The sequence below is a fragment of the Dactylosporangium sp. CA-139114 genome (genome assembly GCF_050955725.1).
Lineage (GTDB): Bacteria > Actinomycetota > Actinomycetes > Mycobacteriales > Micromonosporaceae > Dactylosporangium.
The window spans coordinates 10,011,512-10,028,733 of the sequence record NZ_CP192080.1 but is presented as its reverse complement, the minus strand read 5'-3'; the positions used below and the strand labels follow the sequence as shown (position 1 = coordinate 10,028,733).

Annotated in this window: 16 protein-coding genes, 3 tRNA genes and 2 pseudogenes; 15 read left to right on the top strand and 6 right to left on the bottom strand. The window is 69.0% G+C overall.

Going from position 1 to position 17,222, the window contains the following annotated elements:
* Window positions 1–643: 643 nt before the first annotated feature.
* Complete coding sequence (locus tag ACQP2P_RS45195) at window positions 644–1,921, bottom strand: cryptochrome/photolyase family protein (protein ID WP_433611741.1); 1,278 nt, start codon at window positions 1,919–1,921, stop codon at window positions 644–646.
* Window positions 1,918–2,880 carry a phytoene/squalene synthase family protein gene (locus ACQP2P_RS45190; RefSeq protein ID WP_433611739.1) on the bottom strand — a complete coding sequence of 321 codons (963 nt, stop codon included), beginning with the start codon at window positions 2,878–2,880 and terminating at the stop codon, window positions 1,918–1,920. The genes ACQP2P_RS45195 and ACQP2P_RS45190 overlap by 4 nt, the downstream gene beginning before the upstream one ends.
* A gap of 102 nt (window positions 2,881–2,982) precedes the next feature.
* On the opposite strand from ACQP2P_RS45190, the gene crtI reads away from it, so the two are divergent.
* Genes crtI through ACQP2P_RS45175 form a run of 3 tightly spaced genes read left to right on the top strand, consistent with a single transcriptional unit; the run spans window position 2,983 to window position 5,889 of the window.
* Window positions 2,983–4,476, top strand: a complete 1,494-nt coding sequence (gene crtI / locus ACQP2P_RS45185; RefSeq protein ID WP_433611737.1) for a phytoene desaturase family protein — start codon at window positions 2,983–2,985, stop codon at window positions 4,474–4,476.
* A gap of 4 nt (window positions 4,477–4,480) precedes the next feature.
* On the top strand, window positions 4,481–5,008 hold the full coding sequence (idi, locus tag ACQP2P_RS45180) for an isopentenyl-diphosphate Delta-isomerase (RefSeq protein WP_433611735.1): 528 nt from the start codon (window positions 4,481–4,483) through the stop codon (window positions 5,006–5,008).
* A complete protein-coding gene (locus ACQP2P_RS45175) occupies window positions 5,005–5,889 on the top strand; it encodes a MerR family transcriptional regulator (RefSeq protein ID WP_433611733.1) in 885 nt (294 codons plus the stop codon). Before idi ends, ACQP2P_RS45175 begins: the two co-directional genes overlap by 4 nt.
* 242 nt (window positions 5,890–6,131) lie before the next feature.
* Here ACQP2P_RS45175 and ACQP2P_RS45170 read toward each other — a convergent pair whose 3' ends face one another.
* The gene (locus ACQP2P_RS45170) at window positions 6,132–6,311 is read right to left on the bottom strand and encodes a hypothetical protein (protein ID WP_433611731.1); all 180 of its coding nucleotides are present in this window, start codon (window positions 6,309–6,311) and stop codon (window positions 6,132–6,134) included.
* A 22-nt stretch (window positions 6,312–6,333) separates the two neighbouring features.
* On the opposite strand from ACQP2P_RS45170, the gene ACQP2P_RS45165 reads away from it, so the two are divergent.
* From ACQP2P_RS45165 to ACQP2P_RS45145, 5 genes are all read left to right on the top strand, one after another.
* Window positions 6,334–6,903 carry a polysaccharide deacetylase family protein gene (locus tag ACQP2P_RS45165; RefSeq protein ID WP_433611729.1) on the top strand — a complete coding sequence of 190 codons (570 nt, stop codon included), beginning with the start codon at window positions 6,334–6,336 and terminating at the stop codon, window positions 6,901–6,903.
* A 142-nt stretch (window positions 6,904–7,045) separates the two neighbouring features.
* Window positions 7,046–7,118: transfer RNA gene (locus ACQP2P_RS45160), tRNA-Glu, on the top strand.
* A 21-nt stretch (window positions 7,119–7,139) separates the two neighbouring features.
* Window positions 7,140–7,213: transfer RNA gene (locus ACQP2P_RS45155), tRNA-Asp, on the top strand.
* A 22-nt stretch (window positions 7,214–7,235) separates the two neighbouring features.
* Window positions 7,236–7,309 (top strand) — tRNA-Phe (locus ACQP2P_RS45150).
* Window positions 7,310–7,467: 158 nt separating this feature from the next.
* On the top strand, window positions 7,468–8,022 hold the full coding sequence (locus ACQP2P_RS45145; RefSeq protein ID WP_433611727.1) for an SMI1/KNR4 family protein: 555 nt from the start codon (window positions 7,468–7,470) through the stop codon (window positions 8,020–8,022).
* Here ACQP2P_RS45145 and ACQP2P_RS45140 read toward each other — a convergent pair.
* Window positions 7,992–8,357: a hypothetical protein gene (locus ACQP2P_RS45140; protein ID WP_433611725.1), complete on the bottom strand. Its 366-nt coding sequence runs from the start codon at window positions 8,355–8,357 to the stop codon at window positions 7,992–7,994. The two genes, ACQP2P_RS45145 and ACQP2P_RS45140, sit on opposite strands and share 31 nt — an antisense overlap.
* A gap of 477 nt (window positions 8,358–8,834) precedes the next feature.
* On the opposite strand from ACQP2P_RS45140, the gene ACQP2P_RS45135 reads away from it, so the two are divergent.
* From ACQP2P_RS45135 to ACQP2P_RS45105, 7 genes and pseudogenes are all read left to right on the top strand, one after another.
* A complete protein-coding gene (locus ACQP2P_RS45135; protein ID WP_433611723.1) occupies window positions 8,835–9,038 on the top strand; it encodes a hypothetical protein in 204 nt (67 codons plus the stop codon).
* Window positions 9,039–10,221: 1,183 nt separating this feature from the next.
* Entirely contained in the window at window positions 10,222–10,410 is a 189-nt protein-coding gene (locus tag ACQP2P_RS45130; protein WP_259860377.1) for a type II toxin-antitoxin system HicA family toxin, read from the top strand.
* 14 nt (window positions 10,411–10,424) lie between these two features.
* Window positions 10,425–10,640: a type II toxin-antitoxin system HicB family antitoxin gene (locus ACQP2P_RS45125; protein WP_433081596.1), complete on the top strand. Its 216-nt coding sequence runs from the start codon at window positions 10,425–10,427 to the stop codon at window positions 10,638–10,640.
* Window positions 10,641–11,170: 530 nt separating this feature from the next.
* A pseudogene (locus ACQP2P_RS45120) lies at window positions 11,171–11,400 on the top strand (type II toxin-antitoxin system RelE/ParE family toxin); the annotation flags it as partial.
* 13 nt (window positions 11,401–11,413) lie between these two features.
* Window positions 11,414–11,731, top strand: a pseudogene (locus ACQP2P_RS45115) (helix-turn-helix domain-containing protein).
* A gap of 650 nt (window positions 11,732–12,381) precedes the next feature.
* A protein-coding gene (locus ACQP2P_RS45110) for an IS3 family transposase (protein WP_433604076.1) occupies window positions 12,382–13,616 on the top strand; the annotation gives its coding sequence in 2 pieces (ribosomal slippage) (window positions 12,382–12,661 and window positions 12,661–13,616; 1,236 coding nt in all).
* A 607-nt stretch (window positions 13,617–14,223) separates the two neighbouring features.
* Complete coding sequence (locus ACQP2P_RS45105) at window positions 14,224–15,399, top strand: Fic family protein (RefSeq protein WP_433611720.1); 1,176 nt, start codon at window positions 14,224–14,226, stop codon at window positions 15,397–15,399.
* Window positions 15,400–15,697: 298 nt separating this feature from the next.
* Here ACQP2P_RS45105 and ACQP2P_RS45100 read toward each other — a convergent pair whose 3' ends face one another.
* On the bottom strand, window positions 15,698–16,735 hold the full coding sequence (locus ACQP2P_RS45100) for a hypothetical protein (RefSeq protein ID WP_433611718.1): 1,038 nt from the start codon (window positions 16,733–16,735) through the stop codon (window positions 15,698–15,700).
* On the bottom strand, window positions 16,732–17,061 hold the full coding sequence (locus ACQP2P_RS45095; protein WP_395913352.1) for a PadR family transcriptional regulator: 330 nt from the start codon (window positions 17,059–17,061) through the stop codon (window positions 16,732–16,734). Before ACQP2P_RS45095 ends, ACQP2P_RS45100 begins: the two co-directional genes overlap by 4 nt.
* Window positions 17,062–17,222 lie beyond the last annotated feature (161 nt).

The following is a 17,222-nucleotide window of genomic DNA, read 5'->3' as shown; positions in this document are numbered from 1 at the left end:
GCACCTACCGACGTCGAGGAGCGGAACCACATCCTCCGCCAGCGCTCCGGCGTTGTCGACCCGCGGCGTGTCCGGGCGACCGTGGGCGGCCGGGCACTTGGGGCCCTCGCATCACCCGAACGGGTGATGCGAGTCCAGCTCAACTCGCATTATGGCCACATGTCATTGCGATTCTGCATGTGCATGTTGGAAGATCCCGGGTGTTCCCGGTGATGCGGCGCAGCGCTCGATTCCCCGGCCGCGTGCTGACAAGGGTCCGCGCGGTCGGGTGACACGGGCGGGCGTCCGGATCGGCCAACTGACCCTTGGCCGCTCGGGCGCCCGCCCTCCTACCGCAACCTACGTGCGCGCACGAGAGGTGGTTCAACACCATGGGCTACTCCGCGGCCGGCGTCCGGGCGGCGCAGCAGGTCGTCCGGCACCATCTTCCGACCCTCACCGGCGATCGGTGCTCGGCGTGCGGGGACGTGTTCCCGTGCGTGTTCCGCAGCGCGGCCGACCGGACGCTGAGCGCCTATGGGCTGCTGCCCGCGCGCGTCCCCGGCGCCACGCTGCGCGCGGCCGGAGTCGACCTGCGCGCAAGACGCTGGGCGCGCGTCGATCACAACTCACGCGGGTGGTTTGTCAACCCGTCTGACCTGCGTCAGTGTGCGTCCAGCGTCAGCGGGGAAGGGTAGCCGCGATGCTGCGAGGCCGGCAGCTTCCAGGGCTCGTGCACGGCCTTGCCGGGGATGCCGGCGAGTTCGGGCACGTAGCGGCGCACGTAGTCGCCGGTCGGGTCGAAGCGCTCGGCCTGGCGGATCGGGTTGAAGCGGCGGTACGGCTTCGTGTCGTTGCCCGTGCCGGCGACCCACTGCCAGTTGCCGAAGTTGTTCGCGACGTCGCCGTCGAGGAGGAGGTCGAAGAAGTGGTTGCCGCCGGCTCGCCAGTCGCAGCCCAGGTGCTTGGTGAGATAGGACGCCGTGATGAGCCGGGCGCGGTTGTGCATCCAGCCCTCGGCGATCAGCTGCCGCATCCCCGCGTCGACGACCGGGACCCCCGTGTGCCCCTCCCGCCAGGCCTGCAGCGCGTCCTTCTCGTCGCGCCAGCGGTCCTCGGCGCCGGCGCGGTAGGGCATGTGCCGCAGCCCCGGGAAGGAGTGCAGCACCTGGTGGTAGAAGTCCCGCCAGCACAGTTGCCGCACGAACGGCTCGGCCCCCTCGCGGCCGTGGGTCCTCTCCGCGACCTCGCGCGGGGAGAGGCAGCCGAAGTGCAGGTAAGGGCTCAGCCGCGACGTGCGGTCCGCCGCGAGGTCGTCGTGGATCTCCGCGTACGACTCCAGCCGCGTCAGCCACGAGGACAGTCGCTCGCGCGCCGCCGTCTCGCCGTCCGAGCCCGTGGTGCTCTTGAACCAGGACTTCGGCAGGCCGGGGGGCAGCACCACGTGCTGCGGGGCGCTTTCCAGGGCCCGCCACGAGGCCGCCGTCCACGCGCGGTAGTAGGGCGTGAACACCTTGTAGTGCGAGCCGCCCCCGCCCGGCCGGACCGCGCCCGGGGGCAGGACGGTCACGCCGGGGAAGGTCTTGAACGCGAGGCGCTCCGACTCGCAGGCCGCGGCCAGGCGCTGCTCGCGCGAGCGCGCATACCCGCTCACGTCGCCCGCGACCGCGATCGCCGACGCACCCGCCGACTTGGCCACGCGGACGGCCTCGCGCACCGGGTCGCCGTGCCGCTCGGCCAGGTCGCCGCCGCGCTGCCGCAGCGCGCCCCGCAGGTCGTCGAGTGCCCCGCGCAGGAACCGGGCCCGGGGTGCGCCGACGGCGAGGGAGTCGTCGTGGACGAACAGCGGCACCACCGACTCGAACGCGCGCACGGACTGGGCGAGGGCCGGGTTGTCGTGCACGCGCAGGTCCCGCGTGAAGAGCACGACGCACGTGTTCATGCGGCCGTACCGCGCAGATCCAGCAGCGCCACCCCGTCCCGCTGCTGCGGAACCTCCAGCGGGGACGGCGCCGGCACCGGGGCGCCCGGGCGCGCCAGGACGCACGACAGCGCCACCGCGAGCCGCTTCCACTTCGGCACCGTGGCCCGGCGGGCGAACACGTCGCAGTCCTGCGCCTCGACCTCGTCCAGGATGCCGCCGTACAGCCGGTACGCCGCGCGCATGCACGACTGCGACGCGGGCGCCAGCATCGGGATCCCCGGGGCGGCGAGGGCGTAGTGGTGACGGGCGCGGCTCAGCTGGTACCGAATCAGGCTTTTGATCTTGTCCGAACTTCGCCCCGTGGCGAGCGCGGCCTCGAGGTCGGCGCGGGTGACGCCGAACTCGGCGAGGTCGCGCTGCGGGAGGTAGACGCGCCCGCGCTCGAGGTCCTCGGCCACGTCCCGGATGAAGTTCGTGAGCTGGAAGGCCAGGCCGAGCTGCCGGGCCGGCTCGCGGGCGGCGGCGCGGTCGGACGACTCGAGGATCGGCAGCATCATCGTGCCGATCACCGCCGCCGAGCCCTCCATGTATTCGAGGAGGTCGTCATACGTCTCGTACTGGGTGACGGTCAGGTCCATCGCCATGCTGTCGAGGAACTTGCGGAAGTCCTCGAGGTCGATGTCGAACACCTGGATCGTGTGCAGCACCGCCGGGAGCAGCGGGTCGTCGGTGTGCCCGCCGCGCAGCCCCCGCAGGAACTCGGCCGACCACGCGGCGAGCTCGGCGGCGCGCTCCTGTGGCGTTCCACCCTCGGATCGGTCGACGATCTCGTCCGCGTAGCGGGTGAACCCGTAGAGCGCGTGGACGTGCCGCCGCTTCCACCCCGGAAGCAGCCGCGTCGCGAGGTAGTAGGTGCGGCCGTGAAAGCGGTGCAGCTCGCGGCACCGCTCGTAGGCGGCGGCCAGGGACGCATCCATTCTTCCTCCAGGTGTGCGCCAAATCGACGCAGCAATCGACGCAAGCCCGAGCCTACGCTACGCTGGGCGGCACAGCCACCCGAAACGCACCTGGGGGACGACATGCGAACCGTTGGAGGCCGAACGGATCGGGTCGTGGTCGTCGGCGCCGGACTCGGCGGCCTGGCCGCGGCGATCCGCCTCGCGGCCGCCGGGCGCGGCGTCACCCTGCTCGAGCGCGAGGACCAGCCCGGCGGCCGGGCCGGGCGGCTCGTCCTGGACGGCTACGAGTTCGACACCGGCCCGACCGTGCTCACCATGCCGGAGCTGCTCGCCGACCTGCTCGGCACCGTCGGCGAGGACCTCGCGGCGTGGCTGCCGATGTCGAAGCTCGATCCGGCGTACCGCGCCCACTTCCCCGACGGGTCCACATTGGACGTCATCGCGGACACCGCCCGGATGGCCGGCGAGGTCGCGCGGGTCTGCGGATCGCGGGAGGCCGACGGCTACCTCCGCTTCGTCGACCACGCCCGCGAGCTGTGGGACCTGGAGCGCCACGACTTCATCGACCGCAACCTCGACCGCCCGCGCGACCTGGTCACGGCCAACCTGTGGCGGCTGATCCGCCGCGGCGGGTTCGGCCGGCTGCAGTCCAAGGTGGACTCCTACTTCAAGGACCCGCGCACCCGCCGCATCTTCTCCTTCCAGGCGATGTACGCGGGCGTCGCGCCCCACCGGGCCCTCGCGCTCTACGCGGTCATCGCCTACCTCGACTCCGTCGCCGGCGTCTACTTCCCGCGGGGCGGCATCCACGCCGTGTCCCGCGCGCTCGCCGGAGTCGCGGAGAAGCACGGCGTCGAGATCGTCTACGGCGCGGAGGTGAGCCGCGTCGAGACCGCGAACGGACGGGCGGTCGGGGTGTCCACGTCGGACGGCCGCCGCTTCCCCGCCGACGTGGTCGTGCTCAATCCCGACCTTCCGGTGGCGTACCGCGACCTGCTGCCCCCGGCGCGCTGGCGCAGCCCGCTGCTGGGCCCGCTGCGGTACTCGCCGTCCTGCGTCGTGCTCCACGTCGGCTCGCGCCAGGCCTACGGCGCGATCGCGCACCACAACATCCACTTCGGACGGTCGTGGCGCGAGACGTTCGACGAGGTCATCGACCAGGGCCGGCTGATGAGCGACCCGTCCCTGCTCGTCACCAACCCGACGCGCACGGACCCGTCGCTCGCCCCGAACGGGCGCCAGACCTACTACGTGCTCGCCCCCACGCCGAACCTGACCGCCCCGCTGCTCGACTGGCGGGGCGCGCTCTCGGGCATCTATCGCAGCGAGCTCATCGAGACGCTGGAGCAGCGGGGGTACGTCGGGTTCGGCGACGGCATCGAGGTCTCCCGGTTCATCACGCCCGCCGACTGGGCCGAGCAGGGCATGGCCGCCGGCACCCCGTTCGCCGCCGCCCACACCCTGCGCCAGACCGGCCCCTTCCGGCCGGGCAACCTCCACCCCACACTGTCCAATGTGGTCTTCGTCGGCTCGGGCACGCAGCCCGGCGTCGGCGTGCCCATGGTGCTCATCTCCGGCCGCCTCGCGGCGAGCCGTGTCACGGGGGAGTCCTGAAGTCTTGTCACGCGAACAGCAACTGGTCGAACTCGTCGCCAGCGACGGCCGGGCCGAGGGCACCGCGACCGTCGAGGCCGCCCATCAGGCCCCCGGCCGGCTCCACCGCGCCTTCTCCGTGCTGCTCGTCGCGCCCGACGGCCGGCTCCTGCTCCAGCAGCGCGCCGCGGTGAAGACCCGGTTCGCGCTGCGCTGGGCCAACTCGTGCTGCGGGCACCCGGGCCCCGGCGAGTCCGTCGTCGCCGCGGCCGAGCGCCGGCTGGACGAGGAGCTGGGCGTCTCCGCGCCGCTGCGGGAGGTGGGGGTGTACGTGTACCAGGCCGCCGACCCCGACTCCGGGCGCGTCGAGTTCGAATACGACCACGTGCTCACCGGCCCGTTCGAGGGTTCGGTCCACGCCGACCCGGCCGAGGTGGCCGAGACCGAGTGGGTGGCCCCGGACGAGCTCGCCGACCGGATCCGCCGGTTCCCGGACTTCTACTCGCCGTGGCTCGCCGGGGTCCTCGACGTCTGGCGGTCGGCCGCGAGATGAACGGCGCCGCCGCCTACTCGGCCGGGGCCGTGGCCCGGCGGCTCGGCGTCGCGGTGACGACCCTGCGCACGTGGCACCAGCGGTACGGGATGGGCCCGTCGCTGCACGAGCCGGGGCATCATCGGCGGTACACCGAGCAGGACATCCAGCGCCTCGAGCTCATGCAGCGCCTGATCGTCGAGGGCGTGGCCCCGGCCGAGGCGGCCCGCTGGGCCCGGCGCCCGACGGCGCGCCCGTCGCCGGCCGGCGGCCCGATCCCGGGTCTCGCCGCGGCGGTGCGCGGGCTCAGCCGGGCGGCGCTGCGCCTCGACGCGCCCGCCGTGCGCCAGCGCGTCGCCGAGTCCGTCCGCGAGCTCGGGGTGGTCGCGGCGTGGGACGGCGTGCTGCGGCCCGTGCTGGCCGGGATCGGGGAGCGCCACGCCGTGACGGGCGAGCTGGTCGAGGTCGAGCACCTGGTCTCGGGGTGCGTCTCCGCCGTGCTCGGGGCGGTGCCGCGGCCGCCTTCGGGAGTACCGATCGAGATTCTTCTGGCCTGTGCCGACGACGAGCAGCACAGCCTGCCGATCGAGGCGGTCGCGGCGGCCCTGGCGGCCGAGGGCGTGCCGGCCCGCTCGCTCGGGGCCCGGGTGCCGTCCGAGGCGCTGGTGGCCGCCGTGCGCCGCACCGGCCCCGCGGCCGTGCTCATCTGGTCGCAGCTGCAGTCCACCGGCTCGCCGAAGCAGCTCGAGGCGATCCTGGCCGAGCGCGCCCGCCCCCTGGTCCTCGCCGCCGCCGGCCCGGGCTGGCCTCGGCCGTCCGTACCCCCCGGAGTCGTCCTTCCGGACAGCCTCGGCGAGGCCCTCGGGATGCTCACCTCGGTACTCGACCGTTCATCCGCGTAAAAGTCCCTTGTGCCACCACTCCCCGGTTCGTGCCATGGACCGAACGCGTGAGGACGTCGACGGTCTCGAATCAGTAACGTGGGGCTCCGTCAGAGAAACCTCAGAGACCCCTCGGAGCCCCTCATGTCTCGTGTACGACTCGCCGCGGTGGTGATCAGCGCGTTTTCGCTCATCCTTGCGGGTTGCGACTCCGGCGCCACTCCGCGTGCAGCCTCGTGGCACGCGCAGTCGGGCTCCGGGTCCTACCCGGGCTCCGGCCAGGCCGGCGGCGAACCGGTCGCACATCCGGCCGTCGACTCGGGCGGCTCCTCCTCCGCGAGCGCCAAGCCCTCGGCCTCCGCCTCGGCGTCCCCGTCGGCCTCGGCCTCCCCGTCGGAGTCGCCGTCCGCCTCCTCGTCCTCCTCCCCGGCCTCGTCGATCATCCGGACCACCGGCGACTCGACGGTGGCCCTGACCTTCGACGACGGACCCGGCCCGGAGACCCCGAAGATCCTCGAGATGCTCCGTGAGCAGGGGATCAAGGCCACGTTCTGCGTCATCGGCGTGAACGTGCAGGAGTACCCGCAGTATGTCCAGGAGATCGTCAAGGACGGCCACACGCTGTGCAACCACACCTGGAAGCACGACGAGAGCCTGGGCAAGAAGTCGGCCGACGTGATCCGCGCCGACCTGCAGAAGACCAACGACGAGATCCACAAGGCCGTCCCCGACGCCCAGATCAAGTACTTCCGCCACCCCGGCGGCAACTTCACCCCCGCCGCGGTCGAGATCGCCTCGGAGCTGGGCATGAAGTCCCTGGGCTGGAGCGTCGACCCGTCCGACTGGAACATCAAGAAGTGGTCCGGCCAGCAGATGACCAACCACATCTGCACGAACGTGAGGAACAACACGAAGCCGGGCTCGATCGTCCTCTCCCACGACGGCGGAGGCGACCGCAGCGCCACGGTGGCCGCCTACAAGACCCTCCTGCCGGAGCTGAAGGGCAAGTTCACGCTCGTGGCAATGCCCGTCTGACCTGCGCATCCCGGCTCCGCCACGCCACTGAGGGATACTCATTTGGAGAACGCTGGAGGGGTCACGTATGCTCTGAAAGCCTCCGGCGGGGCCGGATGGGAGCAACACCGCACGACTCGCGATATGCGATGATTGCGGGGCCGCCCTCATCGTCTAGCGGCCCAGGACGCCGCCCTTTCAAGGCGGTAGCACGGGTTCGAATCCCGTTGGGGGCACGCGGTACATGTTTATAGCTAGGTCCTGTGGAGCAGTTGGAGTGCTCGCCGCCCTGTCAAGGCGGAGGTCGCGGGTTCAAGTCCCGTCAGGACCGCTCAGCCCCTTTCGGGGTTTATGGGCAGGTAGCTCAGTCGGTACGAGCGTCCGCCTGAAAAGCGGAAGGTCGGCGGTTCGACCCCGCCCCTGCCCACAAAGCTCTTCGCCGGGCTTTACAGACCCCGACCAGCGGCAACGCGGTCGGGGTCTTCTGTTTTCCCGGGTGCCCACGAAGATCACCATGCAGCAACGGCAGGCCTTCAGACGGCGGACGGTCGGACGGCTCTGCTGCAATCGTCCTAAACTGCGCCGATGGTCGAGGACGAACTGACGGTGCTCTCGGCACTCAACGAGGCACATACGGCGGAGTTCTTCCACGAACACAGCGGGCACGACTTCCAGCCGTACGACACCTTCATGTGGTCGGTCGAGATGGCTGAGTGGTGGCAGGCCTGGACGGGCGGCATGAAGGCCGACGGAGCCCAATTCCGCGCCTTCGGACAGGACGGCAGCGGTGGCTTGGCCGCATTCTGGCTTCGGCAACCGGATGAGCGGCTCGACCACCAACCCATCATTTTCCTCGGCTCTGAGGGCGAGTTTGCCGTCATCGCACACGACCTCGGCGACTACCTGTGGCTGTTGGCGAACGGCGTCGGTCCCCTGGAGACGATCGACGGCATTGAGCGCACACCGGAGCCCATCGTGGGCCTCACGCAGATCGCTCAGCGTTACACCGGTTCCGGCCAACGATCGACGTCCGAGGTGATTGCCGCCGCGCAGACCTTGCTGCCGGACCTCACAGCGATGATTGACGCGTGCTCGGCGGACGGTCGACGTCACCAGATCAGGACACCTCCGCCGGCCTGACGTGCGCGATCAACCGCACTGACGAAGTTCCTCAAGTAGCCCTCGATGCGCTCCTCGTCGAAGCCTGAGGCCGCCGACAACACGGCAAGATCGGCCGTAAGCACCGCACACTCCTCGGCGAACGCCTCGACGTCGTCCGGCTGGACCCGCAGGTCGCCCTCCGCAAGCTGTGGCAAGAACGTCGCGCCGAGGCGGCGAGCGGGTTCAGAACCCCACAGCTTCGTCCGGGCGACCTCGGGACCGGCAAGTTCCGAAACCCCCTCGGGCGCATCGGGGATCCGATAACCACCGGGCTCGTTGCTGTCGTAGACCCACATGTGGACGAGAAGGCTCACATCGCAAGCTGACCATAAGCGCCTGTATCACTCGGCGCTAGGGAGCTTCGCCTGCATCAGACCTGCCTCATGTAGCAACGCATGTAGCAACGGCCGCGCCCGACCTCACGCATCGGCGAGCCATTCCGGACCCAACCCCTGCCCGGCACCGCCACGACCACCCGGCTGCGTTGATCTGAAAGCGGAAGGTCGGCGGTTCGACCCCGCCCCTGCCCACAAAGCTCTTCGCCGGGCTTCAGACCCCGACCAGCGGCAACGCGGTCGGGGCCTTTGCATGTCCGCCGCCCACTACGTCGCTCACCCGTGTAGCAGCGGCGAACTGTCGGACGGCGGACGGTCATGCCCGCGCCGCCGCCCAGGTGATCCCGTCCCAACTTCCGCAACTCCAGCGAGTCGCGGACCTGCCGGAGTCTTCTCGAGCGGGCGTATCGTTGGGTGGTGCTCAGTCAGCGGTAGTGGCATGAGTGGAGGCAAGGCGTGACCAGCGAAGCGACCGAGATGATCACTATCCCGCGGGTCGAGTTCGATGCCATGCAGGCAGAGCTCAAGCGTCTGCGCCGTGAGGCCGCACGCGAGGTCGCATTGACAACGATGCGGACGGACCGCGGTGCCGGGGCCGGTGACGAGGCCCGTGTGTTCACGCGGGAGCAGCTTGCCGAGGCGTGGGGAATTCGTGCCTGAACGGCAGATCCGTTTTCCCGAGCAAGCGTGGCAACAGGTGGAGGCGCTTCCCCAGCGACTGCGATGGACAGTCCAGCGTGCGATCTTCCACCTCCTCGATGAGCCGGTTCCAGCCTCGCAGACCCATTCCCACCGGGCGACCCGTTGCCGGGAGCCTATGAACTTCACTTGCCCGCCGACGGCGTAACCATCTGGTACATGGTCACGCCACACGACGGGAACGAGGTCATCAGCATTCAGCTCGTGCGGGCCGACACGTGATCTTGATTAGCGTCATGTAGCAACGCGTGTAGCAACGGCTGCGCACAGCTCCACTCGCAGCTGGTCGGCGACGGACATCGCGCCAAGGTCACAGGCCAACCAGCGCAGGGCTGCGTTGATCTGAAAAGCGGAAGGTCGGCGGTTCGACCCCGCCCCTGCCCACAAAGCTCTTCGCCGGGCTTTACAGACCCCGACCAGCGGAAACGCCGGTCGGGGTCTTTGTATGCCCGGGCCGACTCTGAAGATCGTTATGTAGCAACGGCAGGTGTCTGCGCGGCGGACGGTCAACGTGCTGCGGATGATGGCGTCATGGCGCGCGTGTCTGTCCAACCTCGTCCGTTGAACGATGCTGAGCGCTGCGTCCTTCAACACGTCCTCTCCGTGGAGTTCGACGGCGTGCAGGAACTCCGGTCGCAGATCGGCGTGGCCGCGGTCGTCGCGACGTGGTCGCCGGGCTCAGCAAGCGTGGATCTCCGCGTGGCGGAGGGGTCCAAGCAGTCTCGACGGCGAAACGGCTGCATCCCCGTGGATGCTGCGGTCCACGGTGACCGCGGCGAGTACATCGGCGAATCCTCGTCTGGCTGGATGAGGGAACACTTTCCGCATTGGAGTACGCGTGGGTCACCGATGAGATGCCCACCATGCTCCCGCAGATTGACCGAATAACGGTGCGCCAGCGGAAGTAAGACCGCGATGCGCTGCATCTCCGTGGCGCCACCGGAGTGGATGCATCCACGTCATCGATGAAGCCGGCAAGGGCCGACTCCCTTGATGACGCCAGCCATACGAACCGTCGGCGGAGCAGTGCCTTGCGTTCGTGAGGTTGCCATAAGGCCACTTGGCCCTACGATAGACAGGTCATGACCGCAGTTCGACCCTCCACTTGATCATGGCGTCGAGCCACATACCCAGAAGGGTCGGAATGCCGCTCAAGGTGCGTGAAATCATCAAGATGATCGAGTCCGACGGCTGGTTACTTGCACGGACTCGCGGCAGCCATCGGCAGTACGTTCACCCGACGAAGCAGGGCGTCGTCACGATCGCAGGCAGCCCGAGCGCGGACTTGCCACGCGGTACAGAGCGCAGCATCCTGAGACAGGCGGGACTGTGATGGGGGGAGCAACAGTGAGTGGGTACGCAATCGTTGTAGAACGTGCAGAAGACGGCGGCTACGGCGCCTGGTCGCCCGAGGTGCCCGGGTGTGTTGCATTGGGCAACACGGTCGATGAGGCGGTGGCCGAAATGCGAGAGGCGATCAAGCTTCACCTGGAGTTGCTCGGCGAACGGGGCGAGCCCCTTCCGGTCCCCACGGCGGTCAGGGTCGATCTCCTCGCGGCATGATCCCATGGGGCGCCCGTGTAGCAACGGCTCCGCACACCTCTGAGCGCCGACAGCCGGACCTGGATGGTTCTATCAGGTTCGCCGTCTCTCGGAGCGTGACTGCGTTGATCTGAAAAGCGGAAGGTCGGCGGTTCGACCCCGCCCCTGCCCATACAGCTCTTCGCCGGGCTTTCAAGACCCCGACCAGCGGCAACGCGGTCGGGGTCTTTGCATGCCGAGGTCAACCACGAAGATCAGATGTAGCAATAGCCGCTATCCGTGACGGCGGACGGCCGGCAGGCGCTTGCCGCCGCCATCCACACGCAGCAGGATCGGCTGGCGACTGAGGCGCCTGACATCGAGACCGCGTGGCGGTATCTGCTCGAACGGACGCCAGGAACCAGGCAAGGCGATGAGTTGACTGTTCCGGGCGGCATCTGCCCAGCCACGGCTATGCCGTGCTGCTCAAGGAGACGACGAGCCCCGAGCACGCGGCCGCCTTGCTGGTTGCCCATCTCCCACCAGCTGACGATCCAAGCAGCTGAGCCAAAGCGCGGGTTGTGCAGGCGATCGACGCACTCGCCGAAAGCGGACCGGGCCTCGGTCGGCCTCTCGTCGACACCATCACCCACTCGTCGCTGGCCAACTCTTCGACCCCTGGCGATCCAGCATCCTGCTCGTCGCCGGCGACAAGGCAAGGCAGTGGGAAGCCTGGTGTCGAGAGGCGATACCGCTGGCGGAGCAGCGTTACGAGATCTACTTGAAAGAACGGGCACAGGAGAGGGGGACCAGCGATGAGCAGCTACGTGCGCTGGAGCGACATCCGGGGCGAACTCGTGGAACAGTCGGGCGGCGAGGAAGCTGTCGCGGCCGGCAAGCAGGAGCTGCTGGCCGAGGTCACCGGCCACCGCCTCGCCGAAGCGCGCCGCGGTCGCGGCTTGACTCAGCAGCAGGTCGCCGACCGCATGGGAGTCACCAAAGGCCGGGTCTCCCAGATCGATTAAGGCAAGGTCTCGGGTCAAGCGGTCCTCGCACGCTACGCCGTTGCCCTGGGTGGCCGCCTCCACCAGGCCATCTACTTCGACGACGGCAACATCACCGCCATCGCCTGATCGCAACGTCGTGCAGCAACGCGTGTAGCAACGGCGGCGAACATGCCCGGATTGCTGGAGATCGCGCGACATGCGTTGGCTCGGCGTTCGAGTCTTCCACGCAGCGCCGCCGACACCTGGAAAGTGGAAGGTCGGCGGTTCGACCCCGCCCCTGCCCACAAAGCTCTTCGCCGGGCTTTACAGACCCCGACCAGCGGAAACGCGGTCGGGGTCTTTGTCGCTCGCCACCCGCCACGACGGACGGTCACCGAGGTGTGTCGCAGCTGACCCGCAGCAAGTCGCCGACCGTACGGACGACGCCAAACCGTGTGACCCCTCGCGTGACCACAAGTTTCGTGTCGCAAACAGCGCGATCGTTCAGCCTGACGACGTTTATTCAGGACGGCTTCCGCCCGTACCCGCACTCGTTGTGAACCCAACGATCGAGGTAGGCCGCTCTGTCGTGCTGCGTCTCCACGGCTGCCAGCCACTCGGCGGCCGCCTGCTCATGTGGCGGACCGCGGCGGCGTCCTGCTCCGGCGAACCCCTGCCCGGAGCGTCCACCTCATCTGTCAGGGCTCCCCAGATGAGATGTAGAGACGCCGGCACTTCGGCGATGTGTTCCGCCCCGGGTTTGATGGAGACATCGAAACCTGGGAGATGATGCTGCTGTGCCGGCACCGAAGAAGTACGACGATGCGTTGCGTGAGCGGGCGACCCGGCTGGCGGTCGAGGCCCGTCGGGATCCGGTGTCCGCGGTCGGGGCGATCCGTCGGATCGCTGATCAGCTCGGGGTCCATCCGGAGGCGTTGCGCACCTGGGTGAAGAAGGCCGAGACCGATGCCGGGGACCGTCCGGGCACCACCAGCAGCGACGCGGAACGCCTCGCCGCTTTGGAGCGGGAGGTTCGTGAACTGCGGCGGGCGAACCAGATCCTGAAGTCCGCGGCGAGTTTCTTCGCGGCGGAGCTGGACCGTCCGTCGCGATGAAGGTCGGCTTCGTCGACTCCCAGAAGGAACAGCACGGTGTCCAGCCGGTCCTGCAGGCGCTTGAAGGCACGCCGGCACAGATCGCACCGTCGACCTACTACGCCGCCAAGACCCGCCCTGTCAGCGCCCGGTCCCGGCGCGACGAGGAGCTGACCGTGCTGATCAAGCAGATCCACGCAGAGAACTACGGCGTCTACGGCGCCCGCAAGATCTGGCACGAGCTGCACCGCCGTGGCGTCGAGGTGGCCCGGTGCACGGTCGAACGGCTGATGCACGACGCCGGGCTGCGCGGGCTGCTGCGCGACAAAGCACCGCGCACAACCCGCCCGGCCGCCGAAACTGACCGGCCTCGTGACCTGGTCAACCGCGTCTTCACCGCAGCGCATCCGAACCAGCTGTGGGTCGCGGACCTGACCTACGTCCGCACCAGCATCGGCTGGGTCTACGCCGCGTTCGTCCTGGACGTGTACTCTCGCATGATCGTCGGCTGGCAGGTCGCCACCAGCCTCTATACCGACCTGGCGTTGGACGCGCTGAAAATGGCGATCTGGCGCCGCCAACATCAAGGCGCTGACCTGCATGAACTTGTCCATCACTCCGACCGCGGCGTGCAATATCGCGCGATTCGCTACAGCCAGCGGCTCGCCGAGGCCGGCGCCGTCGCCTCGGTCGGCTCGAAAGGCGACTCCTACGACAACGCCATGGCCGAGGCGTTCAACTCGCTGTACAAGGCCGAACTCGTGCGCAACAAGGGTCCGTGGCGCGGGCTCGACGACCTGGAGATGGCCACCGTCGAGTACATCGACTGGTATAACAACCGACGGCTTCATGGCGGGCTCGGCCACGTCCCGCCCGCCGAGTACGAGGCACTACATGCGATGACCCAGCCGGTCACCGCACCCCTGAAAACCAGCTAACCAACTGTCCATCAAACCCGGGGCTTGACATTGCACTCGCCTTCAGGCGTCTCGGACATCGCGCTCATGGTCAAGCCCGAGAACCCGATAGCCGCATCGTAAGTTGGCTGACCCTCGTCCGCGTCCCGCACGAGGCACGCCTGGTTCGCGGTCGCTGCGAGGAAGTCCTCTGGCCCGGTTTCCGGGTGCCATCTACCTGCCACGGCGCACAGTACGCGCTCAAGTCTGACAGCGCCCAGTCTTCGACGACGGCGACATCTACCTGCATCCACTGGGGCAACGGGTCAAGGACCTGATGCGTAGGTTCGGCCATGCTTCTCCTGCGGCGGCTACCGCTACCTCCACGCCGTCCACGGTCGGGACGCTGAGATCGCCGCAGCGTTGTCCGAGCTGGCGGCTCATGGAAACGCCGCGAAACTCCCACAGACGATCGTTGTAAAGCACCAGGACCATGCATGGGCCGCAGAGGTCAGCACGCTGCGTAGTTGCAAAGTCAGGTAGCGATCTAAACTGGCGGGACCTGAAGTTTAGATCGCCCGTCCGACACGCGTTCCCCGTTTAAATCACACGACCGTAATTAAACTGACTGGCAGGCGAGTTTAACTCGATGGACGTCAACCGGTTCGCTTCGTCACCCGTGGGGTCCCTCGTCCCGATCTCCGGCTGGGATCCCCGATACAACGAGGAGTACAACCACCATGCGTTCCTAGCTCACCCGTTGCCGTCCAAGCTGGACTTGCAGCCAGACAGCTATCGCGCAGTCACCAGCGCGACTGCTGCCATCGCTCGCTTGGATCAGGCGTCGGTCCGTCTCCCGAACCCTATGCTGCTAGCGCGGCCGGCCATCCGGCGAGAGGCTGTCAGCACGTCGGCTCTTGAGGGGACGTACGCAGCGCTCGACGACGTCCTCGAGGCAGACTTCCTCAACCGCGATCAGCTGTCGTCGTCGGTTGCTGAGGTGCGCAACTATGTCGAGGCGGCAGAGTTGGCCTACGAGTGGATCACCCAAGCTCCCATCACCCTCGGGATGCTCTGTCAGCTACAGAAGATCCTGGTTCGGGGCACTCGCGGAGAGACTGCCGAGGCTGGAGACCTTCGGTCCACGCAGGTTTTCATCGGGGCAAGCGGTGTGAGGGTGCGAGATGCGCGGTTTGTCCCTGCGCCGCACGGTGACCAGCTTAAGGCGGGCGTTGAGGCTTGGCTCGATTGGATCAAGGCGGTCGGTGATGATCCACTGCTGGTGAAGATTGCAGTCGGGCACTACCAGTTCGAGACGCTGCACCCGTTCAACGACGGCAACGGCCGTCTTGGGCGGCTCGTCTGCGTCCTTCAGATGATGGTTGACGGGGAGCTCAGGGTCCCGGTGCTCAACATCTCGCCGTGGCTCGAAGCGCGTCGCCGCGAGTATCAAGATCATCTTCTAGCGGTGAGTGCGACGGGAGACTTTAACCCGTGGGTTCAGTTCTTCTGTGAAGCGGTACGCGCACAGGCGGTTCGGGAAGTCGAGCGGATCGATGCTCTGCTCGACTGGCGGGACAACGCCCTCGCTCGTCTACGGGAGAACAACCTTCGGGGGGTCGCGGAGCGAATCACTGAGGAGCTGATCGGCTTCCCGATGATCACGCCGACGGCGGCGGCGGCGCGCTACAACGTGACGTACCCCGGAGCCAACAAGGCCATCAGCAGGCTGGTGATGCTGGGCATCCTCCGTGAACGCACAGGTAGGAGCTATGGGCGGGTCTTTGCCGCGCCAGACGTCCTGAGGATCATTGAAGAGCCCTAGGGCCGGTATTGCACGCAGAGCGCACGGCCAGCTAGCGGATGTGCGCTGACCTGGGGTTATGGGTCTCCCTGAAAAGCGAAAGGTCGGCGGTTCGACCCCGCCCACGGTGCTCTTCGCTGGGCTTCACCGACCCCGACCGGTTGCAACGCCGGTCGGGGTCTTTGTGTCCCCGCTCAGTCTCGGTCGCTCAGTGCAGCGCGACCCCGGTCGGCAGGGCGCGGCAGCCGAGCGCGGCGCCGGCCGAGTGGAGCCGGCACCCGGACCCGAACCTCGGCGCCCTCCTGCGGCGGGGTCTGCGCTACCTCGCCACGTCAGGCTGATCCGGCACCGCCGGGCGCGGCCGGGCCGCGAGGGCCAGGACGACGACGACCGCTGCGAGGGGCAGCCCAGCGGCGGCGAATGGGCTCAGGCCGAGATCGTAGACGTAGCCGTTGTACGCGGCCTGGCTCGGCTGCACGGTGCTGTGCGCCAGCCCGGAGACGGCTCGCCAGGCGAGGTAGTAGACGCCGAGCGACGGCAGCGCGAGCAGCAGCCAGGCCACGCCCGCCAGGGTGCCGATCGCGGCCCGCTGCCAAGGCCGGGCCCGGCGCAGCCGGTACCCGAGCCGGCCCGCGAGCAGCCAGCCGCCGACCAGGCCGAGCGCCGCGCCGAGCAGCGTCAGCGGCAGGACCGGTGCGGGCTCGGCGGGCACGACGAGCAGCATGAGCTCGTCGCCGCCGTCCCGGGTCCCCACGGCGGAGACGTGGATCAGGAGCCCGTCGCGCTCCGCGGGCAGATCCGTCGTCCCGGCGGTGCGGGTCGTGGCGCCGCTCGCGTCCAGGTAGGTGACCTCCGTCGTCCCGGTCACCGCCGGGTAGACCCGCCAGCCCGCGGCCTCGAGCCGGGCCGCGCTCTGCTCGGCCGACCACGGGACGTTCGCCGCTACCAGTCCGGCCACGATCTGGTACCGCAGTCCGTATGCCTCCGGCTGCCGCGATACGTCGGTCCGGGTGGGCCTGCCTGCCGCCAGCCCGGCGACCTCGGCGACGGCCGCGTCGGCTGGCGGCGCCGGCCGCGTGGCCCAGCCGACCGCCGACCCGGCGGCGGCGCCGAGCGCCCCGGCGGTGAGCGCGGTCGACACCGCGGCGAGCATCATGAGCCGCCCGACCGGCAGCCGGAACCGCTGCCGCACCCCGCCCAGCAGCAGATCCCGGACCTCCCCGGCGGTCGGCCGCTCCTTCCCGGGCCCGGCGGCATCCATGAGCGTGGTGACGATCTCGGTTCCGTACTCGCGGCGGTAGGCGCTCGGATAGGCCAGCATCAGCCGCCCGTACCGGCGGCGCAGCGCGTGGTTCATGCGGTCACCGCACCGGGGTAGCCCCGCCGCCGTAGCCGCGTGACCGCAGCGGAGGCGTGCCGCCGCAGCCGCTCCGCCTCGGCGGCGAGGGCGGCGGCGCCGTCGTCGGTCAGCCGGTAGTACCGGCGCAGCCGCCCGTCCACGGCCTCTTCCCGGTCGACGGCAATGAGCCCCTGCTCGGCGAGCCGGTCGAGCGCTCCGTAGAGCGTCCCTGCCCCGAGCACTACCTCTCCGCGGGACAGCTCGCCGATCTCCTGCATGAGCCCGTAGCCGTGCAACGCCCCGGGCGCGAGGGCGGTCAGGATGAGGAACGTGGGTTCCCGCATGGCAGCCATGTCGTGGACCCTACGTCTACCGATGCATATCGGCAACCGTAAGCTGTCGGTTCGCCTCGGCAGGCCGCAGGGTCCGTGCCGCGCACGTGGTCGGGGTCTTTTGCTGTCGGCCCACCACCTCGCTCATCCGGGCAGCAGCGAGGAGCTGCCAG